The sequence below is a fragment of the Pseudonocardia oroxyli genome, from assembly GCF_900102195.1.
GTDB classification, from domain to species: domain Bacteria; phylum Actinomycetota; class Actinomycetes; order Mycobacteriales; family Pseudonocardiaceae; genus Pseudonocardia; species Pseudonocardia oroxyli.
In genome coordinates this window covers 42,895-69,102 of the sequence record NZ_FNBE01000017.1, presented here as the reverse complement: position 1 = coordinate 69,102, position 26,208 = coordinate 42,895, and the positions used below count along the sequence as shown (strand labels likewise).

The following is a 26,208-nucleotide window of genomic DNA, read 5'->3' as shown; positions in this document are numbered from 1 at the left end:
TACGTGTCGCGCGGGTGTCCCACCAACGCCGGATTCCTCACCCGATGTCGGCGCGGCGGTGCCGGGCCCGCCCACCGGGCGGCGGGGCCGGGTTCTCCGGAGCGGGTTCGCGCAGGTGGCGGCGCCCGCCTGTGGGCGGCAGGACCGGGTGGTCGGCGACGGGTCGCACCGGACCCGGGCGGCCGGGGGCGAGCGGGTCGCCCGCCGGCCGGGCCGTGGCGCCCGAGGGGTGCGTGCCCCGCGGCTCGGGGGCCGGGTGTCGAGGCGGCGTCGCACCCGCGGGACGGCCGTCGCCCGACCGGCCGTTCCACGGGCGGGGCTCGACCGGACGGGGCTCGACCGCGTGGCGCGCGCCGGGGGCCGGTGCCTGCTCGTGGCCCGCCCGCGGGGCCGGGACCCGGGCGATCGCCGTCGTCGGGGCGTCCAGGCCGTCCGTCCGGTTCAGCACCGCGCGCGCCGCGTCCGCGAGGTCCGTGCCGGTCTTGCGTGCCAGGCTGTCGAGGAAGCGGCCCGCCTCCTCCGGGTCGGTGCGGTAGCGCTCGGCGAGCATCCCGGCCGCGTGGGCGACGGGCAGCGCCGCCTCGTGCTCGGCGGTCAGCCGCGCCACGGTGCCGGTCAGCCTGCGCACCGCGCAGACGTCCGACAGGCGGGCCGACAGGACGTCCGCCAGCCCGGCGAGGGCGTCGACGTGCCCGTCGCCGACCGGGCGGCCGGGGTGGCCGAACAGCTGCAGCCCGCCCGCGGGCTCCCCGTCCACCCGCAGCGGGACGACGACGGAGCAGGTCAGCCCCGTGTCCGCCGCCGCGGCCGCGAGCTCGGGCGGCCCGATGCGGGTGAGGTCGGGCGTGACCATCGGACGGCCGGACCGGACCGCGCCCTGGACCGGGCCGGTCCCCGCGCGCAGCTCCATCTCACCGAGCCGCGCGGGGTCCGGCCCCGAGGCCGTGACGCCCGCCAGCCGGGTGTCCGGCGGCTCGACCAGCACGATCGCCGCGGCGGGCACGCCCAGGGTGCCGGGCAGGGTGGCGCAGACCCGCTGCAGGAGCGGCCCGAGGTCGGCGGCGGCCACGGCCGTGCGGCCGATCTCCAGCGTCAGACCCATGATCCCGGGATCGTCAGGATGCACCGTGAACCCCTCCCCGCCGTGCGCTCGTGCGGCGGGTAGTCAACCACCGCGGCCCCGCCCGCACGCACGGACGATCATCGGGTGGGCCGAACGGCGCAGCGGCCCGATCAGAGTGCCGTGACCTCGGCCCAGGTGCCGGGGTCGACCGGGACGCCCGCCGCCAGGTTCGCCGCGCGGGTGGCGCGGGCGCGGTCGCCGGGGATCTGGACGCCGGCGTGGCCGGGGGCGGGGTCGAGGGCGCGGAGCTCGTCGAGGAACGGACCGAGGGCCACGCCCCCGCCGAACGCCGCGGGGTCGAGTGCGATGAGCACGTCGCCCTTGGTCACCGGGTCGGTGGTGTCGAGGGTGCCGCGGACCTCGCGGCCGAGGGCGGTGCCGGTCAGCGAGGCGACCATCAGCTCCAGGACCAGGGACAACGCGTAGCCCTTCGGCCCGCCGAACGGCGAGATCGCGCCGTCGAGGGCGGCGGTGGGATCGGTCGTGGGGGCGCCGGACGCGTCGACGGCGGCGCCCGCGGGCAGCGGCTCGCCGCGGTGGGCGTGGTCGAGGACCTTGCCGCGCGAGATCTGCCCGGTCGCCATGTCCAGGACGACGGGCTCGCCCTCGGTCGGCACCGCCACGGCGAGCGGGTTGGTGCCCAGCATCGCCGGCGCGGCACCCCACGGGTGGACGAGCGCCTCGCTGGTGGTCACGGCCAGGCCGATCAGACCGGCCCCGGCCAGCCGCTCGACGTAGGGCGCGAGCATGCCGAGGTGCCCGGCCCGCCGGATGGCCGCCACGGCGACCCCCGTGCCGCGCTCGACGAGCGCCTCGACCGCCCGGTGGGCGACGGGCGGACCGAGCCCGGTGTGACCGTCGACCCGCAGGACCGCGGGGGTCGACCAGTCCAGCTCCGGAACGGCCGCGGGGGCGCAGAGCCCGGCGCGGATCCGCCCGGCCAGCACCGGCAGGCGTCGGATGCCGTGGGAGGCGTGTCCGCGCAGGTCCCCCTCGAGCAGCAGCTCGCCCTGTTCCCGCGCGGGGGCCTCCGGTGCGCCGAGCGCGGTGAGCACGCGGACGGTGACGGCGAGGTGATCGTCGGCGGGCACCCGGAGCATTCCGCGGACCCTACCCACGGTCACGGGCGCGCGGTCACACCGTGCCGAGCACCGGCTCGAACGCCAGCTCCGCCGCCCCGACGAGCTTGCCGTCCCGCCCCAGGGGGCTCACCTCGATGCGCGTGCCGCCGCCCGCGCGGCTGACCAGGCTGCGGACGTGGACCTCCTCGCGGACCCGCTCGACGAGCGCCGCGGGCAGGGCGGCGAACAGGTCGCCGAGCACCACCATCTCCGGCGCGAGCAGGTTCACGGCGGTGACCAGGCCGGTGACCAGCCAGTCCCGCACCTCGTCGAGCAGGTCGACGCGGGTCAGCCCGCGCAGCTCCGCGACCAGCACCCCGCGCGGGGTGTCCTCCGGCAGCCCGAGGGCGCGGCAGAGGGCGGGCTCGCCGACCTCGGTCTCCCAGCAGCCCTGCTCGCCGCAGAAGCAGGCCCGCCCACCGGGCTTGACGATCATGTGCCCGATCTCGCCGAGGTAGCCGGTGCTCCCCCGGAACGGCACCCCGCCGACGATCACGCCGCCGCCCACCCCGACGTCCGCGGACAGGTAGAGCAGGTCCGCCACCTCGCGGGCCGCGCCGCGCAGGTGCTCGGCCAGCGCGCCGAGGTCGCCGTCGTTGCCCACGGCGGTCGGCGACCCGAGCACCGCCTCCAGGCGGGTGCCCAGCCCGACCTCCCGCCAGCCCAGGTTGGGGGCTTCGAACACGAGCCCGTCCGCGCGTCGGACGACCCCGGGCACGGACACGCCCACGGACTGCTCCCGCACGCCCAGCTCGTCCCGCAGCAGCTGCGCGGACTCGGCGACGTGGGTGATCACCTCGCCCGGCAGCCGGGTGGTGCGGTGCAGGTTCCAGCTGTGCCTGCCCAGGATCTGCCCGCCGATGCCGACCATCGCCATGGAGACCTGGTCCACCCGGACGTCGACGGCGAGGACCACGGCCGCGGACGCCTCGGGCAGGACCAGCAGCGACGGCCGTCCCGCCCCGGACCGCTGGGCGGGGACGGCCTCGGTCACCACCCCCGCCTCGGCCAGCCCGTCGACGACCGCCTTGATCGTGCTGCGGTTGAGCCCCAGCTCGCTCGCCAGGGTCGCCCGCGTGCAGGGCCCGTCGACGTGCAGACGACGCAGCAGCGCCGTGCGGTTGTGGCGCCGCGCGTCGTCGGGCCGGGTCCCCGAGTTCGGTCCTGCGATCGTCACCTGCCCGCGGCCGCCGACTTCCGCCTCGAGAGCACGTCGACACCCGCGGCGAGCAGCAGCACCAGGCCGGTGATCACGAAGACCACCGCGGCGGGCTGCTTGAGCAGACCCAGCCCGTTCTCGACGGTCGCCAGCACGGCGCCGCCGATCACGGCGTTGGAGACCCGGCCGCGGCCACCGAACAGGGACGTCCCGCCGATCACCGCCGCGCCGACGGCGAACAGCAGCGTGTTGCCGCCACCGGCCGCGGGCGAGACGGACCCCACCTTGGACGAGTAGACGATCGCGCCGATCGCCGCGAAGGCCGAGCTGATCACGAACACCGCGGACCGGATCTTGACGACGTCGATGCCCGCTCGGCGGGCCGCCTCCCGGTTGCCGCCGACCGCGTAGACGTGCCTGCCGAAGCGCGTCCGGTCGAGGACGTAGGTCCCCAGCACCATGAGGACGAGCACGATCGGCACGACATAAGGGATACCGGAGATGGCGATCACGCCCGGCGAGCGGTCCCGGGTGAGCAGGAAGGTCGCGAGCGCGCCGAGCACGACGACGGCCCCCACCTTGATCAGCACGAGCCCGGTCGGCTGGGCGACGAGGCCCTTGCTGAGCCGGTTGCGCTGCTGGGCCAGCGCGACGAGCGCGTACCCGCCCGCGGCGACCACGAAGAGCACCCACGAGCCGAGCGTGGTGAGGTTCCCGTTCGCCACGGCGTTGATCACCGGGTCGCGCAGGCCGAGCGTGCCGCCGTCCCCGATGAGCTGCAGGATCACGCCCTGCCAGGCGATGAACAGGGCGAGGGTGACCACGAAGCTCGGCATCCCGGTGCGGGCCACGAGGAACCCGGTGAGGCAGCCGACGGCGACGCCGGTGGTGACCGCCAGCAGCATGGCCACCCAGGGGTTGGGTGGTGCGCCGACCAACAGCAGCACCGCGCCCAGCGCGGCGCCCGCCGCCCCCGGCCAGACCCTGACCCAGGCGGCCAGCGCCGCACAGATCAGCAGGCCCACGATGAAGATCACGAAGACGAACCCGCCCATGGCGCCGAGCAGGTTGCCCTGGCTGACCATCTGCAGCGCCATCAGCGCCGCCGCGAGGCCGGACGCCGTGCCCGCGGCGAGGTCGATCTCGCCGGTGAGCAGCACGAACACCAGGCCCATCGCGATGATGGTCCGCCCGGCACCCTGCTGGAGCAGGTTCGCCAGGTTGAGCAGGCTCGGGAAGGTGCCGCCCTGGTCCAGGGCGGTGAACAGGACGAACAGCGCCGCCAGGCCGAGCAGCGCGGGCAGCACGCCGAGCTCGCCGCTGCGCAGCCCCTGCACGTAGCCGCGCAGCGCCTCGGACGTGGTCCGGGCCGTGGTGTCGATGCCGAAGTCGGCGGACCGGTTGCCCGGGTTCGCCCTCTCGGCGGCGGACTTCTCCGGTGCTGTCATGATGCCGCCTCCGCGGTGGGGAGTGCCTCGGCGGTCACTGGACCACCTTCTCCGGACGCGCGAGCCCGAGGTCGCCGGACCGGCCCGCGGTGATGAGCTCGACGACCTGGCCGTGCGTGACGTCGCGGGTCGGCACCTCGGCCACCATCCGGCCGAGGTAGAGCGTGGCGATGCGGTCGGCGACCTCGAACACGTCCGCCATGTTGTGGCTGATCAGGACCACGCCGATGCCCTGCTCGGCGAGCCTGCGCACGAGGTCGAGCACCTGCCGGGTCTGCGCCACGCCCAGGGCCGCGGTGGGCTCGTCGAGCAGGACGACCCGAGAGTCCCAGAGCACCGCCTTGGCGATCGCGACGGTCTGCCGCTGACCGCCGGACAACGAGGCGACCGGGGTGCGGACGCTCGTGACGGTCCGGACGCTGAGCGAGGCCAGCGTGCGGCGGGCCGCCTGCTCCATGTCCGCCTCGTCGAGCAGCCACGGCTTGCCGCGCTCCCGGCCGAGGAACATGTTCTGGACGATGTCGAGGTTGTCGGCCAGCGCGAGGTCCTGGTAGACGACCTCGATCCCGAGCTTCGACGCGTCCGCGGGCGAGCCGAGCGTGGCGGGGGTGCCGTCGAAGACGATCTCGCCGCCGTCGATCGGGTGGATCCCGGCGACGCACTTGACCAGCGTCGACTTGCCCGCGCCGTTGTCGCCGACGAGCGCGGTGACCTCACCCGCGCGCACGGTGAGGTCGACGTCGTGCAGCACCTGCACCGCGCCGAAGCTCTTCGACACGCCGCGGAGCTGGAGGATGGGTTCGGACATGGGCCCTCCACGGGCGGACGCACGGCCGGAGGAGAGGAGTCGACGGTCGACTCCGCGAGCTCCGTCTCCGCGGCCGTGCGTCCTGGCTGGGTTACTTGATGCCGGCGGCGGTGCAGGCGGCCTGCGTCTCGGCCACGCAGATGTCGCTCGCCTTGACGTAGCCCGCGTCTGTGACCACCTTCACGTTGTCCTTGGTGATCAGCTGCGGGGTGAGCAGCACGGACTTGACCTGCCGGTTGCCCTTCGGGTCGGCCACCGTCTGGGTCGCGGTGGCGTCCGCCGTGGCGGTGTCGCCCTTGGCCAGCGCCGCGGCGAGCTTCGCCGTGGCGTCCGCCTCCTCCTGGATCGGCTTGAACACCGTCATGTACTGGTCGCCGCGCAGGATGGCCTGCAGGCCGTCCGCCGTGGCGTCCTGGCCGGTGACCGCGACCTTGCCGTTGAGGCCGTACTTCGTCAGCACCGTGACGACGGCGCCCGCCAGCCCGTCGTTCGCCGCGACGACGCCGTTCACCTGGCCGCCGTTGGAGGTCAGGATCTGCTCGAAGGTGGTGCCGCCCACCTGGTTGTCCCACTTGTCGATCGGCTGGCTCCGCACGAGCTTGAGCGCACCCGAGTCGTACATCGGCTTCAGCACGGTCTGCTGGCCGTTGTAGAACAGCGTGGCGTTGTTGTCGGTCGGGGCGCCCTCGATCTCGATGACCTGCGCGCCCTGCTGGCCCTGCAGCGCCTGGGCCAGGCCCTGGCCCTGCAGCGCGCCGACCTTCTCGTTGTCGAAGCTGACGTAGTAGTCGCTGGTGCCGCCGAGGTTGAGCCGGTCGTAGTCGATGACCGGGATGCCCTGGGCCTTCGCCTTCGCCGCGACGGCCGAGCCGCCGTCGGAGCTGATCGAGGCGATGACCAGCACCTTGACCCCGGACGAGATCATCCCGTCGGCCAGGGTGGAGAACTTCTGCTCGTCGCCCTGCGCGTTCTGGATGTCCGGGTCGAGCCCGGCCGCGCGCATGGCCTTGTCGAGCATGGGCTTGTCGAAGCCCTCCCAGCGCGCCGAGCTGTCGGTCTCGGGGAGGATGACCCCCACCTTGACCCCGCCGCTGCTCGGCGCGGCGCTCTCGCCGCCCGAGCCCGAGCCGCCCGAGCTGTTCGCCCCACACGCGGTGAGGCTCAGGGCGAGGCCCAGACCCAGCGCGACCGCTGTCTTCCGTAAACGCATCCCGCACTCCCACGTCGCTGTGGATCCGGCGCGGTGTCGCGCCGGATGAATGTTGTGGGCGACAACGTATGCGGCGATTCGGTGTGAGGTGAAGCATTCTGGATCGTGAAAGTTCCCGGACGATCATCACGATTCGGTCACGGGTCGCGTGATTTGTTGTTCGGACATCACCACGGCCGCCCGGCGGCACCCCCGTCCCGCCCGGACCGGAGCAGTCCGGACACCGCCGAACGTCCGCGCGCCGGGCGGGTGAGACCTCGCCCACGCCGACCGACGACGATCGGCGTCGATCGGCATCGTCGCTCGGCGTGACCTGACCGCAGGGAGTGGGCCGGACGGGGCGGCGACGGGCCGGACACGAGGCGTCACCCGGCGCACACGGCCGCTCCCGGGGACGGCCCGCGACGACTCTCCACCCGCCCGGGTGATCTTCACTCGACCGCGTCGACAGTCCTCACTCTGCGTCACCCCTCCGAGTGGTGACGCTGCGTGACCCCGATGGCGCCGGCGGGGTCTCCGGCGGCGTGTCCCCGTCCCGCGAGCGGAGCAGCACCGCGCCGACCACCAGGGCGATCCCGACGGCCTCGGCCACCCCCGGGAGCTGCCCGAGCACCACCACCCCGATCACCGTGGCGGTGGCCGGGAGCAGCGCGAGGAGCACCGCGAACCGCGCCTGCCCGACCCGGCGCAGCACGACCTGGTCCAGGCCGTAGGGGACGATGCTCGACAGCAGCCCGACGCCCAGGACCAGCACCAGCACGCGCGGCTCGGCCAGCGGCGCGAGTGCCGACCAGCCGTCCCGGACCACCGGCGGGACCAGCAGCGGGGAGCACAGCAGCCCGGCCACGGCGAACCCGACGGCCATATCGTCGATGCCGCTGCCGCCGCGCGCGACCCGTTTCCCGAGCACGATGTAGGCCGCCCACAGCGCCGCCGCCGCGAGTGCCCAGACCACCCCCGACGGGCTGCCCGACCAGCGGACGTCCGCGATGAGGGCCACCCCGCCCGCGGCCAGCACGACCGCCCCGACGTCTCGCGGGCGGCGGCTCAGCGCGGCCGCCACGGCGACCGGGCCGCAGAACTCCAGCGCGACCGTCGTCCCGAGCGGCAGGCGCGCGATGGCCTCGTAGAACGCCGCGTTCATCAGTGCCGTCGCCACCCCGAACGGGACGCTCCGGCGGAGCCGGCCGCTACTCCACGCGACCCTTCCGGGCCGTACGACCAGAAGGAGCAACAGCCCCGCGGCCAAGATCCGTAACACCGCCACCGCGGACGGCGACAACCGGTCGAACAGTCCGACCGCGAGGGCCGCCCCGACGTACATCGAGACGCCCCCGACGACGAAGAGGACCGGAGCCGGGACCCGGCTCCCGAACCCCTTCGACGACGCCACTACCATGCTTGCACTCCGTAGTCGGCAGGACCCGACTGTTTACACACGACACCTTGCGGTGTCACCACAGGCACCGCATCATTCACTCGTAGTCAACTGAATCAAGTGTTCGTCACCGGACCGCCACCGGGTCGACCTTCCGCCGACGGATTCCCGTCGAAACGTGATTGTCGTCGCGACACGGGCCGGGAACACATGCAGGGGTGTCGAACGTCTGCAAGAGTGGACGCACCGCGTGAGCGGTCGTCACAGCAAGCCGCACCGGGGGACCGGTGCGGAGACGGAGGGAGACCGCTATGCAGCCCGGAACCCTGACCCGGCCCGAGTTGACCCTCGCCGACCGCTGTGACCGCTGCGGAGCGGCCGCAAAGGTTCGTGCCGTACTGCCGTCCGGCGGCGAGCTTCTGTTCTGCGGGCACCACGCCCGAGCCCACGCGGACAAGCTGCGTGAGCTCGAGGTGGACGTCCAGCAGGGCGAATGATGGGCGCCGGCCACTCCCCTGGCCGGTCTGAGTAGCGTCGTCGGAAGGGCGGGCACCTACGGGTGCCCGCCCTTCCGTGTGTCGGGAGTCGTTCAGCGCCAGCTGCGGATGGTCGCGATGCGCTCCTCGAGCTGCTCGATGGTCGCCATGGCCGTCGGCGGGCCGCCGCACTGCCTGCGCAGCTCGTTGTGGATCATGCCGTGGGGCTTGTTCGTGCGGTGGTTCTGCAGGGCGACCAGCGAGTTCAGCTCCTTGCGGAGCTTCTGGATCTGCTCGCGCACCGAGAGGCCGCGCTGCGGCTCGGGGGCGGGCGGGGGCGGGGTGGCGCGCGCGGCGGCCCCCGAGCGCGGAGAGCCGCGGTCCACCCAGTCCTGCTGGCGCTGCTGCAGCAGCGAACGGACCTGGTCGGCGTCGAGGAGGCCGGGCAGGCCGATGTAGTCCTCCTCGTCCGCGGAGAACGAGGCGCCGTCGAAGATGAGCTGGTCCAGCTCGGCGTCGGCGTGCAGGGCGGTGAACGACTTCTCGTCCTCCCCCGGCTCGTCCTGCTGCCGGTTGGCGAGCATCAGCTCCTGGTCGTTCCACTCCTCCTTGGGCCGGTGCGGGGCCCCGAGGACGTGGTCGCGCTGCGCCTCCAGCTCCGACGCCAGACCCAGCAGCACGGGCACCGACGGCACGAACACCGACGCCGTCTCACCCTGGCCCCGCGACCGCACGAACCGGCCGATGGCCTGGGCGAAGAACAGCGGGGTCGACGCGGACGTCGCGTAGACGCCGACGGCGAGCCGCGGCACGTCGACGCCCTCGGACACCATCCGGACCGCCACCATCCAGCGCTCCTGCGAGCGGGAGAAGGCGTCGATCCGCTCCGACGACCCCGTCTCGTCGGACAGGATCAGCGCCGGACGGGTGCCGGTGATCTTCTCCAGCAACGCCGCGTAGGCCCGGGCGGTCGTCTGGTCGGTCGCGATGACGAGCCCGCCCGCGTCCGACATGCCGCCGTTGCGGTGCGCGGTCAGCCGCTTGTCCGCGGCGGCGAGCACCGAGGGCATCCACTCCCCCGCCGGGTCCAGCGCGGTGCGCCAGGCCATGCCCGTCTGTTCCTTCGTCATCGGCTCGCCGAGCCGCGCGGTGATCTCCTCGCCCGCGCTGGTCCGCCAGCTGGAGGTCCCGGAGTAGGCCAGGAAGACCACCGGCCGCACGACGTTGTCGCCGAGCGCGTCCGCGTAGCCGTAGGAGTGGTCGGACCGCGAGCGCAGGGCGCCCTCGGCGTCCCGCTCGTACTCGACGAACGGGATCGGGTTGTCGTCGGACCGGAACGGCGTACCGGTCAGGGCGAGCCTGCGCTCCGCCGGCTCGAACGCCAGCTGGACGCCCTCGCCCCACGACTTCGCGTCTCCCGCGTGGTGGATCTCGTCGAGGATCACCAGGGTCCGGCGGTTCTCGGTGCGCGCCCGGTGCCGGGCCGGGTGGGTGGCCACACCGGCGTAGGTGATCGCGATCCCGTGGTAGTCCCGGGAGGTGCCGCCGAAGGAGGTGCGGAAGTCCGGGTCGAGCGCGATCCCCACGGCCGCCGCGGCCGCCGCCCACTGGTACTTCAGGTGCTCCGTCGGCGTGACGACCGTGATCGCCTCGATCGTCCGGTCCGCCAGCAGCTCGGCGGCCACCCGCAGGGCGAACGTGGTCTTGCCCGCGCCCGGGGTCGCGACCGTCAGGAAGTCCTGGGGCTTCGCCGCCAGGTAGCGGGCCAGCGCCGAGCGCTGCCAGGCACGCAGGGGACGAGAGGCCGGGGAGAGCCCCTGAACCGGTACGGATTCCGTCTGCGACACACGTCTCCCTGTTCTGCCGAGCGTCCTCAGGGCCGCCGATCAGGGTATCCGCCGCAGCCGACCGGCCCGTGCCCGGGACTCCCCGCCGGCGCCCCGCGTGACGGCCGCCACGGGGGCGGTCGTCGCGACCCGGCCGGGGAGCCGGTACACCTGTCGGATGCCGCCTGCGCACTCCCCGACAGACGGAGCCGGGACGAGCCCCGGGAACGCCGCCGACCCCGCCGACCCCGCCCCCGACGCCGCTGGCGCTGCCGCTGAGCCTTCCGCCGGCGTCTCCGCCGCGGATGCCGCGCTGGCGCTCGACGCCCTCCTCCTCGAGGCCGCCCGCGGCCCGCGCGCCCGGCTGCTGCCCGTCGGGCCCGCCGCGCGGCTCGCGCTCGGGGTGCTGCGCAACCCGGCCGCCGCCGGGACGGCCGCGGGCCGGACCGTCGGCCTGCTCGCCGAGCTCGGCCGGATCGGGATCGGCGCCGATCTTGCAGGCGCCGAGGATCGCGGTCGGGTGGACGGGTTGCTCGGCCGCCTGCGGCGCGCGCACCGGGCGAGCCGGTCGGCCGCCCTGGACCTCGTCGACGACCTGGCCCGCGACCGCGCCGACGCCGACCGGCTGCGCTTCGCCGTCGACAGGCTGGCGGAGCTGACCGTCCCCGGCGCGCACCCGCTGCTGGACCCGGACACGCTGCGGTCCGAACCGCGGGCCGCCGTGCGGAGCACCGCGGACGCGGCCCGGCTCCTCCTCGAGGAGTGGGGCGGTGCGCTCGGCGCCGTCCTGGGGGCCGCCCCGGGCACCACCCGCCGCGCCGGCCCGGTAGCCGCACCGGCGGCCGGCCCGGGCACCGCCCTGGGCACGGGGCCGGGCGCGGCCCTGAGCGGCCTGGGCCTCACCCGCCGCGCAGCACCGCGGCTGCCCGGCGGCGGTGCGCGCCTCGAGCCGGGGATCGAGACGGCGACCGCGCCCGGCGCCGTCGTGCTGCGGACGCCGGTGTTCGAGCTGATCCACCACCTGCCCACGACCGAGCAGGTCGCCGAGGTCCCGGTGCTCGTGGTGCCGCCCTTCGCGAACTCGTACGCGCTGGTCGACCTGGCGCCGGACCGGAGCCTGGTCCGCACACTCGTCGCGGCCGGCCACCAGGTCCTCACCCTGTCGTGGCACCCGGTCCAGGACCCGTCCCACGGGCTGGACGCCGCCGCGGCGGCACTGGTCGAGGCCCTCGGCGCGGTCGAGCGGATCTGCCGCAGCGAGCGCACCGTCCTGCTCGGTGTGGCCGGCGGGGGCCTGCTGGCGGCCGTGACCACGGCGGTGCTCGCGCGTCCGGAGCGGGTGGCGGGGCTGGTCCTCGCCGGGACCGCACTGGAGGGTGGGCGGGACCGCCCCGGGCCGGGTGCGGGGCTGCCGGTCGACGAGGCCTCGGTGCGGTCCGCGGTCGCCGCCGTCGCGCGGGCGGGCGCGCTCGACGGGCGCACGCTCGCCGAGGTACACGCCCTGCTCGACCCCGCCGCCCTGATCCGCCCCGCCTGGGAGCGCCGGGATCGGGCGACCGAGCGGGCGGGCCCCGAGCACACGGAGGCCGCATCCGCGGGCACCGCGGGCGCCGCATCCGCGGGCACCGCGGGCGCCGCATCCGCGAGCACCGCGCGCGCCGCATCCGCGAGCACCGCGCGCGCCGTGTCCGCGGGCACCGCGGGGGCCGCGCCGGACCCGCTGCGGGCGTGGAACCTGGCCGCACGGGACGTGCCCGCCGCGCTGTACCGCGACCTGGTGGAGGCGGCGCTGTCCGGGGCGCTCACCCGCCCCGGCGGTCTGACGGTGCTCGGCGAGCCGGTCGACCTCGCCGCCGTGGCGCCGGACGCCTACGTCGTCACCGGTGCCACCGACCTGGTGGGCGGCTGGCGGTCGGCCTACCGCACCACGCAGCTGCTCGGCGCGAAGAGCAGGTTCGTGCTGGTGCCCGGGAGCACGGCCGCCGCGGTCGGCTACGGGTCCGCCGAGCTGCGGGCGGCCGACGGCCCGGTCTCGCCGGGCAACCCCGCCGATCCCGAACGGTGGCGCGCACACGCCCACCGAGAGCCGCGGTCGTGGTGGGACGACCTCGTCGACTGGCTGGCCGACCGCGGCGGCGACACCGTCGACGCACCACCGGAGCTTGGCGGCGGCCGCGGCCTGCACCCGATCCACCCCGCGCCGGGCACCTACCTCGCGCGGTAACCGGCCGCTCGCCCGACCCGGCCCCCTGCCCGAGCGTCACGGGAGCGCGACCACCTCAACGCTCCCGTCACCTTCACCGAGCAAGATCCTTCCCAGCGTCACGCGAGCGCACTCACCCGCGCGCTCCCGTCACCCCCGACCCGATCCGCCCGACCGTCCCGCCGGCACCGCAGCGCCGCCGCAGTGCCACCGCGCGGCACGCCCCCTACGGCACCACCGTCACCGGCCAGCGGCCGATCTTGACCACGCGCATCGCGACCGAGCCGAAGAGCTTGTGGCCTGCCTGGACGCTCGCGCCCACCAGGATCGCGTCCGCCCGCTCCCGCTCGGCGATGTGCACCAGGGCGTTCACGGGGTCGCCCGACACGACCTCGAACACGGCCGCCACGCCGTACTCGCGGGACAGGCCGTCGACCGTGGTGCGCAGCTCGGCGACCAGCGTGTCCGTGGACTCGTCGACCACCGCGGACGCGGCGAGCGGGACGGCGGTCGCGAAGGCGAGCGACGGGATCTGGTCGGCGTAGACCGCGAGCACCCGTCCGCCCTGCCGCCGCGCCTGCCCGACGGCGTAGTGCAGGGCCCGGTACGCGGTCTCCGACCCGTCCACGCCGACGACCACCGACCGCGGCCCGTCCGCCCCGTACTCGAAGCTCATCGCTCCCCCTCACCACGCGAGCCCGGCGCCTCGGCCCGGCACTGCACCGTCACCGACGCCATCACCAGCACCGACCGCGCGCTCACGACCGGATCTCCGAGGGCTCCACGGCACCCTCGCCGACCGCGACCTCCTCGGCCATGTCCACCTCGGTCTCCCCGCGGTCGGCCCGCTCGAGGTCGCGGTGCACGGTGGTCAGCAGGGCGAGCCCGCCCAGCACCACCACAGCGGCGATCCAGAACGGCAGGTGCACGTTCACCGCCGCGGCCAGCAGTCCCGCGGCGAACGGGGCGAGCCCGCCGCCGATGAACCGGACGAAGCCGTAGGTGGCGCTGGCGACCGGGCGCGGGACCGGCGAGATGCTCATGACCGCCGTCGTGACGAGGGTGTTGTTGAGCCCGACGAAGGCGCCGGAGAGGACCGTCGCGACGATCACCGTGGGCACCGACCCGGAGAACGTGCCGATCACGGCGAGGATCAGCGCGACCCCCACCAGCGAGCCGTAGAGCGTGCGTGCGGTGCCGAAGCGGTTCTTCAACCAGGTGGCGCCGAACACCGCGAACAGCGCGACGAGGATGCCCCAGGCGAAGAACACCGCACCCAGGCGCAGCGCCGAGAGGTTCATCAGGAAGGGGGCGTAGCCGAGCAGGGTGAAGAAGCCCCAGTTGTAGAGGAGCCCGACCAGGCTCGTGGTGCGCAGGCTGCGGTGCCGCAACGCGGTGAGCGGTTCCGAGAGCCTGCTCGGCTGTGTCGGCGGGGTCTTCTCGACGAACACCACGGTGGCCACCAGGGCGATCAGCATCAGCACCGCGACCCCGAAGAAGGGGCCCCGCCAGGAGAGGTTGCCGAGCAGCCCACCGAGCAGCGGACCGGAGGCGATCCCCACGCCCAACGCCGTCTCGTACAGCACGATCGCGCCGGCGAACCCGCCGCTCGCGGAGCCGACGATCACGGCGAGCGAGGTCGCGATGAACAGGGCGTTCCCGAGGCCCCACCCGGCCCGGAAGCCGACGATGCCGCCGATGCCGCCCGCGGCCCCCGCCGCCGCGGCGAAGATCACGATGAGCACGAGCCCGGCGATCAGGGTGCGTTTGGGGCCGATCCGGCTGGACACCCAGCCGGTCACCAGCATGGCGAGCGCGGTGACCACCAGGTAGCTGGTGAACAGCAGCTCGACCTGGGCGTGGCTCGCCTGCAGCTGGTCGGCGAGCGCGGGCAGGATCGGGTCGACCAGCCCGATGCCCATGAACGAGATGACGCACGCGAAGGCGACCGCCCACACGGCCCGGGGCTGGCGGAACGGGCTCTCGGTACTGCTCACAGTGCTCACAGGGGCTTCCCCTCGGACTCGATGAGGGCGGCCAGGGCGCGCGTCGCGGCGAGCAGCGCGCGTCGGTCGTCGTCGGACAGGGTGGTGATCCGGTCGGCCACGAACGCCGCGCGGGCGGCGTGCCGCTCGGCGACGTAGGCGCGGCCCGCGCGGGTGGCGGAGACGAGCACGGCGCGGCCGTCGGTGGGGTCCGGGGACCGGGCCACCAGGCCCGCGGACTCCAGACGCCCGACGATCCCGGTCATGCCCGGCTGCGAGGTGCGCTCCAGTGCGGTCAGCACGCTGATCCGCCGCGGGCCGCCCCGGTCCAGCTCGTCGAGGACCGAGAGGGCGACGGTGTTCCACTCCGCCTCCCGCGCCGAGCGCCGCAGCCAGCTCACGGTGCGTTCGAGCACGTCGGCGAGCTCGGCGACGTCGTTCACGGCCGTCCGGTTCACGAGGACCATTACATCACACAACTATATAACTGAGCGATGTGATGTCGGGCAGCCTGTTCGAACATGAGTTCGAGCGTCATCCTGGGGCGGTGACCGCACCGACTCCGGAGCCCGCCGACTCCACCCCCGAGGCCCCCGTCGTCGAAGCCCCCACCGACCAGACCCCCACCGACCAGGCCCCCAGCGACGCGCCCGGGGAGCCCGCCCCGCGCAAGCGCGGCCGACCCAAGGGCTCCACCGCCAAGACCACCCGCGTGGTCGAGCTGACCCTGACCGTCAGCGGCGCGGTCGACGGCGAGTGGCAGGCCGAGCTCAAGCGCGGCGCGACCTGGCTGGCCCGCGGCCTGCCGGTGTCCGCGGGCGCGGTGCTCAAGGCCGCCGCCGAGCTGCACCCGGAGATCTCCGGCCCGATCGACGAGGTGATCGCCGAGGCGCGGGCCACGCGCGAGGCCAAGGTCGCCGAGCTGGAAGCCCAGCTCGAGCAGGCCCGGAAGGCGCTCGCCGAGCTGGAATGAGCGCCATCGACCCGAACGACCTGGCGACCGCGCTGAAGGTGCTCGCGCAGGTCGACGAGCTGGACCCCGAGCACCCCGACGCCGTCGCGGTCCGGCGCGCCACGGCCCGGGTGTGGAAGTCGGTGAAGCAGCGCCGCAAGAGCGCCCGCCGCAAGGCGGTCACCGACGCCGACAACGCCGTGTTCGCCGCCACCGCCACGGCCGCCCCCGGCCGGATGGACGACGAGACGGCGGGCATCCCGCTGGCGTCCACCACCCCCGGCGCGGTCGCGGGGACGCTGCGGCGCGCCCGTTCCTGCTACATGTGCAAGCAGCGCTACACCGTGGTGGACGCCTTCCACCACAACCTCTGTCCGTCGTGCGCCGCGTTCAACCGGGCCCGGCGGGACGTGCGGACGGACCTGCGGGGGCGTCGCGCCCTGCTGACCGGCGGCCGGGCCAAGATCGGGATGTACATCGCGCTGCGGCTGCTGCGGGACGGCGCGCACCTCACGATCACCACCCGGTTCCCACACGACGCGGTGCGCCGCTTCACCGCGGTCGAGGACTCGGCGGACTGGCTGCACCGGCTCCGGGTCGTCGGCATCGACCTGCGCGACCCCGCGCAGGTCGCGGCGCTGGCCGACGACGTCGCGGGGCAGGGCCCGCTCGACGTCCTGATCAACAACGCGGCCCAGACCGTGCGCCGCGCGCCCGGCTCCTACGCCGCGCTCGCCGAGGCCGAGGACACGCCGCTCCCGGCCGACACGGTGCCGGACGTGCTGGTCTTCTCCCACGCGAGCGACGCGCACCCGGCCGCCCTCGCGGGCGCGGTCCCGACGCTGGGCGCGGTGGTGGAGACCGCCGAGGGCGGGTCGAAGGCCGCCGACCGGCTCGCCGAGCTGGCGATGACCGCCCGCAGCGCCTCCCCCGAGCGGATCGAGGCGGGCATCGCGGTCGACGCGGGCGGGCTGCTGCCGGACACGGCCCGGGTCAACAGCTGGGTCGCGAACGTCGAGGGCGTCGACCCACTGGAGCTGCTCGAGGTGCAGCTGTGCAACCAGACGGCGCCGTTCATCCTGGTCTCCCGGCTGCGGTCCGCGTTGGCCGCGGGCGCCGCCGCGCACGGCCGGTCGTACGTGGTCAACGTCAGCGCGATGGAGGGGGTGTTCGGTCGCGGGTACAAGGCACCCGGGCACCCGCACACGAACATGGCCAAGGCCGCCCTGAACATGCTCACCCGCACCTCGGCGCAGGAGATGTTCGACACCGACCGCATCCTGATGACCGCGGTGGACACCGGCTGGATCACCGACGAACGCCCCCACCACCAGAAGCTGCGGTTGGCGGAGGAGGGCTTCCACGCCCCGCTGGACCTGGTCGACGGCGCCGCCCGCGTCTACGACCCGGTCGTGCGCGGCGAGGCGGGCGAGGACCTCTACGGCGTCTTCCTGAAGGACTACGCGATCGCGAACTGGTAGGGCTGTGGACAACGGCGGAGGGGTGTCCGCGACTGTCGGAGGCCCCCGTTAGGTTCCAGCACGTGCTCCACATCCACCGCGCCGAACGAGCGGACACGCTCGCCACCGCCCTCGCCGAGGTCCTCGGCGAGCCCGGGGGCGACCCGTTCGCGCCCGTGGTCGTCGCGGTGCCCGAGCGCGGCGTGGAGCGGTGGCTCCAACAGCGCCTGTCCCTGCGCCTCGGCACCGGGGCGGGTGCGGACGGCGTGTGTGCGAACGTCGTCTTCCCCTCCCCCGGCCAGCTCCTCGCCGAGGCGGTGGACGCGGCCACCGGGACGGACCCGGACACCGATCCCTGGGACCCCCGCCGCGCGGTCTGGCCGCTCCTGGAGGAGGTCCGGGCGGCCGTCGCGGACCCCGGGTCGACCTTCGCGGCGCTGGCCGCGCACCTGCGCCACAGCGGGGAGACCCGCACCTACGCCGTGGCCCGCAGGCTCTCGGACCTGTTCGCGAGCTACGCGGTCCACCGCCCGGACATGCTCCGCGCCTGGCACGGCGGGAACCCGCAGGACACCCCGCCCGACCTGCGCTGGCAGGTCGAGCTCTGGCGCAGGCTGCGCGCCCGGATCGGCGAACCGGGCCCCGCCGAACGGCTCGCCGCGGCCGAGGCGGTCCTGCGGGCCGATCCGTCGCGCGTCGAGCTCCCCGAGTCGGTGAGCGTGTTCGGGCCCACCCGGCTCGCCGCCGAGCACCTCGCGGTCCTGGAGGCCCTGGCCGCCCACCGCGCGGTGCACCTCTGGTTGCCCCATCCCTCGCCCGCGCTGTGGGAGACGCTGACGGGCCGGGAGCCCGCCCTGCTCCGCGAGCAGGACGGGTCCGCGGCCGCCGTCGGCAATCCCCTCCTGCGCTCGCTGGGGCGAGACGTTCGCGAGCTGCAGCTGCGGCTCCCGGCGGCGCAGGATCACTACCACCCCGGCGCGCCCACCCCGCGGACGCTGCTCGGCAGGCTGCAGGAGGCGCTGCGCACGGACCGGGCCCCCGGCGGGGAGCTCCCCCTCCTGGACCCCGCGGACCGCAGCGTCGCGGTCCACGCCTGCCACGGCCCGGACCGCCAGGTCGAGGTGCTGCGCGAGATCGTGCTGGGCCTGCTGGCCGCGGACCCGACCCTCGAGCCGCGAGACGTCATCGTCATGTGCCCGGACATCGAGGCGTTCGCCCCGCTGATCTCGGCCTCGTTCGGCCTGGCCGCCGAGGACGAGGAGGAGGCCCACCCCGGCCACCGGCTGCGCGTCCGGCTCGCCGACCGCGCCCTGCGGCAGGCGAACCCGCTGCTGGGCACGGCGTCGGCGCTGCTGGAGCTGGCCGACTCGCGGGTCGCGGCCTCCCAGGTGCTGGACCTGGTCGGCTCCGGCCCGGTCCGCCGCCGCTTCCGCCTGGACGACGACGCGGTGGACCGGATCGGCGAGCTCGTCGCGCTGTCCGGCGTCCGCTGGGGGCTCGACGGCGAGCACCGCCGCCCCTTCCGGCTCGACGGGTTCCCGCAGAACACCTGGGCGGCCGGGCTGGACCGGATGCTGCTCGGCGTCGCGATGGCCGAGCGCCCGGGCGAGCAGGGCTGGCTGGGCACCGCGCTCCCGCTGGACGACGTGGACTCCTCGGACGTCGACCTGGTCGGGTCGCTCGCCGAGATCCTCGACCGGCTCGCCGCCGTCCTCGGCGCGCTGGCCGGGCCGCAGCCGCTCACCGCGTGGGTGGCCGCGCTGCAGGAGGGGCTGTCGGCGCTCACCGCCACCACGGCGTCGGACGCCTGGCAGGACACCCAGGCCCGCGCCGAGCTGGCGGACGTGGTGCGGTCGGCGGGCCCGCAGGCCGAGACCGTCCCGCTGTCGCTGTCCGACGTCCGGGGCCTGCTCGCCGACCGCCTGCGCGGCAGGCCGAGCCGGGCGAACTTCCGCACCGGCACGCTGACCGTCGCCACCCTGGTGCCGATGCGCTCGGTCCCCCACCGGGTCGTCTGCCTGCTGGGGGTGGACGACGGGGTGTTCCCGCGCACCGGCGCCCCGGACGGGGACGACGTGCTGGCCAGGGCGCCGCGGATCGGGGAGCGGGACCCGCGCGCCGAGGACCGCCAGCTGCTGCTCGACGCGATCACCGCGGCGACCGAGCACCTCGTGGTGGTGCACTCGGGGATGAACGAGCGGACCGGTGCGCCCCGCCCGCCCGCGGTGCCGATCGGCGAGCTGCTCGACGCCGTGGACGAGACCGTGCGGGTGGTCGGCGGCAAGGCGAGCGAGGCGATCACCCACCGCCATCCGTTGCAGCCCTTCGACCCCCGCAACTTCGCCCTGCCCGAGCCGTTCAGCTTCGACCGCACCGCCCTCGCGGGCGCCCGCGCCTCCCAGGGCGAGCGGCGTCCGGTCCCGCCGTTCCTGTCGGGGCCGCTCACCCCGCCCGCGGAGACCGACACCGTGGAGCTGGACGACCTCGTCCGGTTCCTCGACCACCCGATGAAGGCCTTCCTGCGCCAGCGGGTGGGCATGGTCCCGCGGTCGGAGGACACCGAACCCGGGGACGCGCTGCCCGTGGCGCTCAACGGTCTGGAGGAGTGGGCCGTCGGCGACCGGATGCTGCGCGACCGGCTCGCGGGTGCGGGGCCGCAGCACACCGCGGCGGCCGAGTGGCGGCGCGGCGACCTGCCGCCGGGCGCGCTCGGCGGCGCCGTGCTGGAGAAGGTCGACCGGGCGGTGGAACCGCTGGTGGAGGCCAGTCGCGAGCTGCGCGTCGGGGAGCCCGCGTCGCTGGACGTCGCGGCGCCGCTGCCCTCGGGTGTCCGGGTGGTGGGCACGGTCGCCGGGATCCACGACCACACGCTGGTCACCGTCGTGTACTCGCGGCTGGCGGCGAAGCACCGCCTGCAGGCCTGGGCGCGGCTGCTGGCGCTCACCGTGACCCGGCCCGGCGTCCCGTGGCGGGCGGTCACCCTGGGGCGCGGGCGCGGCGGCACGGCGCGGGCCGTCGTGGGTCCGGTGGGGGTCGAGGAGGCCCGGGCGGCGTTGACCGATCTCGCCGCGGTGCACCGCGAGGGGCTGCGCGAGCCGCTGCCGCTGTCCATGCCCTGCGCGCTGGCGTACGCGAAGGCACGCAGGCTGGGCACCGCCGTCGCGGACGCGGAGGCCGCCGCGGAGGGCGAGTGGCGGTTCGAGAAGGAGGACGAGTCGATCATCGCGGTCCTGGGGCCCGACCCGGAGTTCCGGGCGCTGCTCGCGCAGCGCGAGGGGGCGCAGTCGCGGTTCGGCACGCTGGCCGAGCGGATCTGGCGGCCCCTGCTCGACACCGAGCACCTGGAGGTCCTGTGACCCAGGTGCTCCCCACCCACCCGCAGTTCGCGGTCGACGGTGACCTGCCCGTGGGCACCACCGTGCTGGAGGCGAGCGCGGGCACCGGCAAGACGTACACGATCGCCGCGCTGGCCACCCGGTACGTGGCCGACGGGGTCCCCCTGTCGCGCCTGATGCTGGTCACCTTCGGCCGGGAGGCCACCCAGGAGCTGCGCGAACGGGTCCGGGAGCGGCTCGCGGCGACCGAGCGCGGGCTGGCCAGCGGGGTGCTCACGGACGATCCGGTGATCACGCTGCTGCAGAAGGGCGACGTGGAGGCGGCCCGGGCGAACCTGCGCGCCGCCCTCGCCGAGTTCGACGCGGCCACCATCGCGACCACCCACCAGTTCTGCCAGCAGATGCTGGCCGGGCTCGGGGTGGCCGGGGACAGCGATCCGGACGCGGAGTTCGTCGAGCACACGGACGACCTGGTCACCGAGGTCGTGGACGACTTCTACGTGCGCAAGTACGCCGCCCGCGGGGCCGGGTCGCCGCTGTTCGGCCGGGACGAGGCCCTCGCCCTGGCCCGGCGCGCCGTCGGGGACCCGCAGGCCCGGCTCGAGCCCGCGGACGCCGCCCCGGAGTCGGTCGCGCAGGTGCGGCAGGGGTTCGCGAAGGCCGTCCGCGCCGAGGTGGACCGCCGCAAGCGCGCCCGCAGGCTCTTCAGCTACGACGACATGCTCACCCGCCTCGCGGACGCGCTGCGGGACCCGGTGCGCGGCGAGGCCGCGCGGGCGCGGTTGGCGGCCCGCTACGACGTGGTGCTCGTCGACGAGTTCCAGGACACCGACCCGATCCAGTGGGAGATCCTCGAACGGTCCTTCCACGGCCAGGTCACGCTCGTGCTCATCGGGGACCCCAAGCAGGCGATCTACGCGTTCCGGGGGGCGGACGTGGTGTCCTACCTGCAGGCGGTCCGGGAGGGCTCGGTCCGCACGCTCGGCCGGAACTTCCGCACCGACGAGGCCCTGCTGGACGCGCTCGACGGGGTGTTCGGCTCGGCCTCCGGCGAGGGGGTGGCGCTGGGCAGCGACCAGATCGTCGTGCGGCGGGTCGAGGCCCACCACACGGCGCGGCGGTTCGCCGTCCCGAGCGGTGCGCACTCGGACGAGCCGTTCCGGCTGCGCGTCGTGGACCGGGACCGGATCGGCCCGCTGACCGGCCGCAGGCTGGGCCGGGCGGCGAAGGCCCGCGAGGTCGTCGCCGAGGACGTCGCGCGAGACGTCGCGGCCCTGCTCGCCTCGGGTGCCACCGTCGAGGACCGGCCGCTGCACGCCGGGGACGTGGCGGTGCTCGTCCGGACCAACAACCAGGGCCTGGCCGTGCGGGCGGCCTGCACCGAGGCGGGCGTCCCGGCGGTGCTGACCGGCACCACCAGCGTGTTCACCACGGAGGCGGCGGCCGAGTGGCTCACCCTCCTCGAGGCCGTCGAGCAGCCGCAGCGCACCACCCGGCTGCGGGCGGTGGCGCTCACCTGCTTCGTGGGGCACACCGTCGAGGAGCTGTGCGGCGCGCGCGCCGAGGAGCTGATCGACGGGCTCGGCGCCGATCTGCGCGCCTGGCACGCGGTGCTCGCCGAGCGCGGGGTCGCGGCGCTGCTGGAGGCCGTCACGACCCGGACCCGGCTGCCCGAACGCCTGCTCGGGCTGCGCGAGGGCGACCGGCGGCTGACGGACGTCCGGCACATCGGGCAGGTGCTCCACGGTGCCGCGCTCGACCGGCACCTGGGCCCGTCCGCGCTGGTCGAGTGGCTGCGCCACCGCATGGCGGACGCGGCGCGGGACACCACCACGGAGCGGTCGCGGAGGCTGGAGTCGGACGCCGAGGCGGTGCAGATCGTCACCGTGCACCGCAGCAAGGGCCTGGAGTTCCCGGTCGTCTACGTGCCGTTCGGCTGGGACCGCTGGGTGAACGACAAGGCGGACGTCCTGCTGGTGCACGACGACGAGGGGGCCCGCGTGCTCGACGTCGGCGGCCCGCTCGGCCCGGCCCGCGCCGAGCGGCTGCAGCGCCACCTGGACGAGGAGGCGGGCGAGGACCTGCGGCTGATGTACGTGGCGCTGACCCGGGCGAAGTGTCAGGTCGTGGCGTGGTGGGCACCCTCGACGACCACCGAGTGCTCGGCGCTGAACCGGTTGCTGATCGGGCGTCCGGCGGCGGGGACCGTGCCGCTGCCGGGGTACAAGGTGCCCTCGGACGCGGTGGCCCTGGACCTCCTGCGCGGGATTCCCGGGCTCAGCGTCGAGACCCTGTCCGAGCGTGCGCCCGCGCCACCGCCCGCCCGCCCGGAGCCGCTGCCCGCCCTCGGGACCGCCCGGTTCGCCCGGGTCCTGGACACCGCGTGGCGGCGCACGTCCTACTCGGCGCTGACGGCGGATGCGCACGGGTCGGCTCCGACCGGATCCGGAGTGGGGTCCGAGCCGGAGCACGCGGGGACGGACGACGAGGCCGAGATCGAGCTGCCGGAGACCGCGGCGGACCTGGGGGCGGACGTGCCCTCCCCCATGGCGGACCTCCCGCTGGGCGCCGGATTCGGCACGCTGGTGCACGCGGTGTTCGAGCACCTCGACCCCACCGCACCGGACCTGACCACCGAGCTGCGGGCCCAGGTCGGCGCGGCGCTCGCCGTGCAGCCCACGGACATCGACCCGGACGCCCTGGCGGCGGCCCTGGTCCCGGTCGTCGAGACCCCGCTGGGGCCGCTCGCGGGCGGCCGGGCGCTGCGGGCGATCCCACCGCGGGACCGCCTCGCCGAGCTGGACTTCGAGATGCCCCTCGCGGGCGGCGACACCCCTGCCGGGCGGGTCACGCTGGGCGACCTCGCCCCCGTCCTGCGTCGGTACCTGCCCGCGGACGACCCGCTCGCGGGCTACCCGGACCTGCTGGGTGCCCCCGGTCTCGCCGACCAGCCGCTGCGCGGGTACCTCACCGGCTCGATCGACGCGGTGCTGCGGGTCGACGGGCGCTATCTCGTGGTGGACTACAAGACCAACTGGCTCGGGCCCGCGGGACCGGCGGGCCGGGAGCCGCTCACGGCGGCGCACTACGCCCCCGCCGTGCTGGTCCCGGCCATGCAGGCCGCGCACTACCCCCTGCAAGCCCTGCTCTACGCGGTCGCGCTGCACCGCTACCTGCGGTGGCGGCTGCCGTCCTACGACCCGGCCGCGCACCTGGGTGGGGTCCTCTACCTGTTCCTGCGCGGGATGTGCGGCGCCGACACCCCGCAGGTCGCGGGCACGCCCTGCGGCGTCTTCGGCTGGCGCCCGCCGGCCGGCCTGGTCGAGGCGCTCTCGGACACCCTGGACTCCGTGAGTGGCGATGGTCGCCAGAGCGACCATCGCCACTCACGAGCACGGGTGGCGGCTCCGGACGTCGCCGAGCCGGGCGAGCAGTCCGCGGTCGGTCCCGTGCCGGCGGAGGCCGAAGCGGTCGACCCGGGCGGCCCAGTCGACCCCGACGGCGGCCCAGTCGACCCCGACGACGCTGTCGGCCCGGACGCCCCAGTCGGCGCGGACGGCCTGGACGGCTTGGACGGCCCGGACGAGCTGGCCCTCGACCTGCCCGTGGCCGTCGAGCAGCCGACCGCATCCACCCCGCCGACCGCGCCCACCCCGCCGAAGAAGCCCCGGCCGAGCGAACCCGAGCCCGACGAGCCGGCGCTGTTCGACCTGGGGGACCTGCAATGACCAGCGTGGAGCTCGACCGCGACCCCTACGACCTGCGGACCGCACGCTCCGCCTCGGGTCTGCTGGCGAAGTTCAACACCGCGGGTGTGCTCACGGCGGCGGACGTGCACGTCGCGACCCGGCTCGGGCGGCTCGGCGGGGATCCGGCGGGCGAGCTCGAGGAGGTGCTGCTCGCGGTCGCGCTCACGGTGCGCGCCATCCGGAACGGCTCGGTGTGCGTGGACCTCGCCGAGGTCGGTCACACCGTGCTCGGCGAGGGTGAGGAGTCGGTGGACGTCGCGGCGCTGCCGTGGCCGGCGCCCGCGGCCTGGCTCGCGGCCGTGGAGCGCAGCCCGCTCACCGCGGTCGGGGCGGAGGCCGCGTCCGGGCACCCGCTGCGGCTGGTCCCCGTGCAGGACGGCCGGTCCCTGCTCTACCTCGACCGCTACTGGGCCGAGGAGGAGCTGGTCCGGCGCGAGCTGCGGGACCGGGCGGCCGCGGCGCAGCCCGTCGTGGACCTCGACCGGCTGCGCGCGGGCCTCGCCCGGCTCTTCGACCCCCCGCCGGACACGGGCGCCGTGCCCGCCCCGCCGCCCGGCACGGACCTGCAACGCCTCGCCGCGGCGGTCGCGGCGCTGCGCCGGGTCACCGTGCTCGCGGGCGGCCCCGGCACGGGCAAGACGACGACGGTGGCGCGCCTGGTCGCGCTGCTGCACGACCTGCACACCGGACCGACCCCCCTGCGGGTCGCGCTGGTCGCGCCCACCGGCAAGGCCGCGGCGCGGCTCGGCGAGTCCGTCGGCCACCACACCGGCAGGCTCCCCGCCGAGGACCGTGCCCGGGTGGGTGCGCCCACGGCCTCGACGATCCACCGGCTGCTGGGCAGGCGGCCGGGCTCGTCGAGCCGCTTCCGACACGACCGCGCCAACCGCCTCCCGCACGACGTCGTGGTCGTCGACGAGACCTCGATGGTCTCCCTCACGCTGATGGCCCGGCTGCTGGAGGCGGTCCGCCCGGACGCCCGGATCGTCCTGGTCGGCGACCCGGACCAGCTCGCGTCGGTCGAGGCGGGTGCGGTCCTCGGCGACCTCGCCCGCGCGTCGGGCACGCCGGAGCCCGCGCTGGACGAGCGGCTGCGGAGCATCGGCGCCCTCGCCCCGGACGATCCGGCGGTGGTCCACGGCGTCGTCACGCTGACCCACACCTGGCGCTTCGAGGGCGGCATCGCCGCGTTCGCGGACGCCGTGCAGCGCGGGTCCGCGGACGAGGCGATCGCCCTGCTCCGCGCGGGACACCCGGACCTGCTCTTCGTCGAGTCCGATCTGCAGGTCCGCGAGCCCACAGGTCTCGACGGGCTGCGCGCGGACGTGGTGGAGGCGTCCGGTGCGCTGCTCGCCGCGGCACGCGAGGGCCGCACGGCGGACGCGCTGCGCGGGCTGGACCGGCACCGGCTGTTGTGCGCGCACCGGCGCGGGCCGTTCGGGGTCACCCGCTGGAGCCAGGAGGTGGAGCGCTGGCTCGGCCAGGCCCACCCGGGTTTCGCCGACCCCGCCCCCGGCGAGCGGGCGGGCCCCTGGTGGGCCGGTCGACCGCTGCTGGTCACCGGGAACGACTACGACCTGGGCCTCTACAACGGCGACACCGGCGTCGTGGTCCGCGAGCACGGCGTGCTGCGCGCGGTGTTCGGCCGCCCGGGGGATCCGCAGTCCTTCGCCCCGGCCCGCGTCGGCGGGGTGCAGACCGTGCACGCGATGACCGTCCACCGCAGCCAGGGCAGCCAGTTCCAGCACGTCACCGTCGTGTTGCCCCCGCCGGAGTCGCCGCTGCTCACCCGCGAGCTGCTCTACACGGCGGTCACCCGGGCCGAGCGCGTCGTGCGGCTGGTGGGCAGCGAGGAGGCCGTCCGCGCGGCCGTCGGCAGACCGGTGAGCAGGGCCAGTGGCCTGCGCGAACGGCTGGGGTGAGCACCCCTGAGCGAAACCCGTGCACCGCGCACCCGTCACACGGCAGGATGGAC

At 75.4% G+C, this 26,208-nt stretch carries 18 protein-coding genes; 7 read left to right on the top strand and 11 right to left on the bottom strand.

Annotated elements, in window-relative coordinates:
- Positions 1 to 37 precede the first annotated feature (37 nt).
- The 7 genes from BLS43_RS23210 to BLS43_RS23180 form a co-directional block, all read right to left on the bottom strand.
- Positions 38 to 1,102 carry a GAF and ANTAR domain-containing protein gene (locus BLS43_RS23210; RefSeq protein ID WP_093088738.1) on the bottom strand — a complete coding sequence of 355 codons (1,065 nt, stop codon included), beginning with the start codon at positions 1,100 to 1,102 and terminating at the stop codon, positions 38 to 40.
- Positions 1,103 to 1,233: 131 nt separating this feature from the next.
- Positions 1,234 to 2,223: an Ldh family oxidoreductase gene (locus BLS43_RS23205; protein WP_093088737.1), complete on the bottom strand. Its 990-nt coding sequence runs from the start codon at positions 2,221 to 2,223 to the stop codon at positions 1,234 to 1,236.
- Between the two features lie 34 nt (positions 2,224 to 2,257).
- Positions 2,258 to 3,415 carry an ROK family protein gene (locus BLS43_RS23200; RefSeq protein WP_093088900.1) on the bottom strand — a complete coding sequence of 386 codons (1,158 nt, stop codon included), beginning with the start codon at positions 3,413 to 3,415 and terminating at the stop codon, positions 2,258 to 2,260.
- A gap of 2 nt (positions 3,416 to 3,417) precedes the next feature.
- A complete protein-coding gene (locus BLS43_RS23195) occupies positions 3,418 to 4,851 on the bottom strand; it encodes a sugar ABC transporter permease (RefSeq protein WP_093088736.1) in 1,434 nt (477 codons plus the stop codon).
- Between the two features lie 34 nt (positions 4,852 to 4,885).
- Positions 4,886 to 5,659, bottom strand: coding sequence for an ATP-binding cassette domain-containing protein (locus tag BLS43_RS23190; protein ID WP_093088735.1), 774 nt, complete (start codon positions 5,657 to 5,659; stop codon positions 4,886 to 4,888).
- A 91-nt stretch (positions 5,660 to 5,750) separates the two neighbouring features.
- The gene (locus BLS43_RS23185; protein WP_093088734.1) at positions 5,751 to 6,869 is read right to left on the bottom strand and encodes a sugar ABC transporter substrate-binding protein; all 1,119 of its coding nucleotides are present in this window, start codon (positions 6,867 to 6,869) and stop codon (positions 5,751 to 5,753) included.
- A 454-nt stretch (positions 6,870 to 7,323) separates the two neighbouring features.
- Positions 7,324 to 8,268 (bottom strand): EamA family transporter, encoded by a 945-nt coding sequence (locus tag BLS43_RS23180; protein ID WP_093088733.1) that lies wholly within the window; start codon positions 8,266 to 8,268, stop codon positions 7,324 to 7,326.
- Between the two features lie 290 nt (positions 8,269 to 8,558).
- Between BLS43_RS23180 and BLS43_RS23175 the strand changes: the two genes are divergently transcribed.
- Positions 8,559 to 8,744, top strand: coding sequence for a DUF7455 domain-containing protein (locus BLS43_RS23175; RefSeq protein ID WP_093088732.1), 186 nt, complete (start codon positions 8,559 to 8,561; stop codon positions 8,742 to 8,744).
- Positions 8,745 to 8,836: 92 nt separating this feature from the next.
- On the opposite strand, the gene BLS43_RS23170 is transcribed toward BLS43_RS23175, so the two are convergent.
- Positions 8,837 to 10,570, bottom strand: a complete 1,734-nt coding sequence (locus BLS43_RS23170) for a DEAD/DEAH box helicase (RefSeq protein WP_093088731.1) — start codon at positions 10,568 to 10,570, stop codon at positions 8,837 to 8,839.
- Between the two features lie 157 nt (positions 10,571 to 10,727).
- Between BLS43_RS23170 and BLS43_RS23165 the strand changes: the two genes are divergently transcribed.
- Positions 10,728 to 12,773, top strand: coding sequence for an alpha/beta hydrolase (locus BLS43_RS23165; protein WP_143030181.1), 2,046 nt, complete (start codon positions 10,728 to 10,730; stop codon positions 12,771 to 12,773).
- A gap of 205 nt (positions 12,774 to 12,978) precedes the next feature.
- Here the strand turns inward: BLS43_RS23165 and BLS43_RS23160 are convergent, their stop codons facing one another.
- The 3 genes from BLS43_RS23160 to BLS43_RS23150 form a co-directional block, all read right to left on the bottom strand.
- Positions 12,979 to 13,428 (bottom strand): universal stress protein, encoded by a 450-nt coding sequence (locus tag BLS43_RS23160; RefSeq protein WP_093088729.1) that lies wholly within the window; start codon positions 13,426 to 13,428, stop codon positions 12,979 to 12,981.
- An 82-nt stretch (positions 13,429 to 13,510) separates the two neighbouring features.
- Complete coding sequence (locus tag BLS43_RS23155) at positions 13,511 to 14,758, bottom strand: MFS transporter (RefSeq protein WP_093088728.1); 1,248 nt, start codon at positions 14,756 to 14,758, stop codon at positions 13,511 to 13,513.
- Complete coding sequence (locus BLS43_RS23150) at positions 14,755 to 15,195, bottom strand: MarR family winged helix-turn-helix transcriptional regulator (protein ID WP_245707727.1); 441 nt, start codon at positions 15,193 to 15,195, stop codon at positions 14,755 to 14,757. Before BLS43_RS23150 ends, BLS43_RS23155 begins: the two co-directional genes overlap by 4 nt.
- A gap of 41 nt (positions 15,196 to 15,236) precedes the next feature.
- Between BLS43_RS23150 and BLS43_RS23145 the strand changes: the two genes are divergently transcribed.
- The 5 genes from BLS43_RS23145 to recD all read left to right on the top strand — a co-directional run bounded on the left by BLS43_RS23145 (position 15,237) and on the right by recD (position 26,155).
- Positions 15,237 to 15,710 carry a DUF6319 family protein gene (locus BLS43_RS23145; RefSeq protein ID WP_093088899.1) on the top strand — a complete coding sequence of 158 codons (474 nt, stop codon included), beginning with the start codon at positions 15,237 to 15,239 and terminating at the stop codon, positions 15,708 to 15,710.
- Positions 15,707 to 17,170: an SDR family NAD(P)-dependent oxidoreductase gene (locus BLS43_RS23140; protein WP_093088726.1), complete on the top strand. Its 1,464-nt coding sequence runs from the start codon at positions 15,707 to 15,709 to the stop codon at positions 17,168 to 17,170. The genes BLS43_RS23145 and BLS43_RS23140 overlap by 4 nt, the downstream gene beginning before the upstream one ends.
- Before the next feature lie 62 nt (positions 17,171 to 17,232).
- Positions 17,233 to 20,505 carry an exodeoxyribonuclease V subunit gamma gene (recC, locus tag BLS43_RS23135; RefSeq protein ID WP_093088725.1) on the top strand — a complete coding sequence of 1,091 codons (3,273 nt, stop codon included), beginning with the start codon at positions 17,233 to 17,235 and terminating at the stop codon, positions 20,503 to 20,505.
- On the top strand, positions 20,502 to 24,212 hold the full coding sequence (locus tag BLS43_RS23130; protein ID WP_245707724.1) for a UvrD-helicase domain-containing protein: 3,711 nt from the start codon (positions 20,502 to 20,504) through the stop codon (positions 24,210 to 24,212). Before recC ends, BLS43_RS23130 begins: the two co-directional genes overlap by 4 nt.
- On the top strand, positions 24,209 to 26,155 hold the full coding sequence (recD, locus tag BLS43_RS23125; protein WP_093088724.1) for an exodeoxyribonuclease V subunit alpha: 1,947 nt from the start codon (positions 24,209 to 24,211) through the stop codon (positions 26,153 to 26,155). Before BLS43_RS23130 ends, recD begins: the two co-directional genes overlap by 4 nt.
- Positions 26,156 to 26,208: the final 53 nt, after the last annotated feature.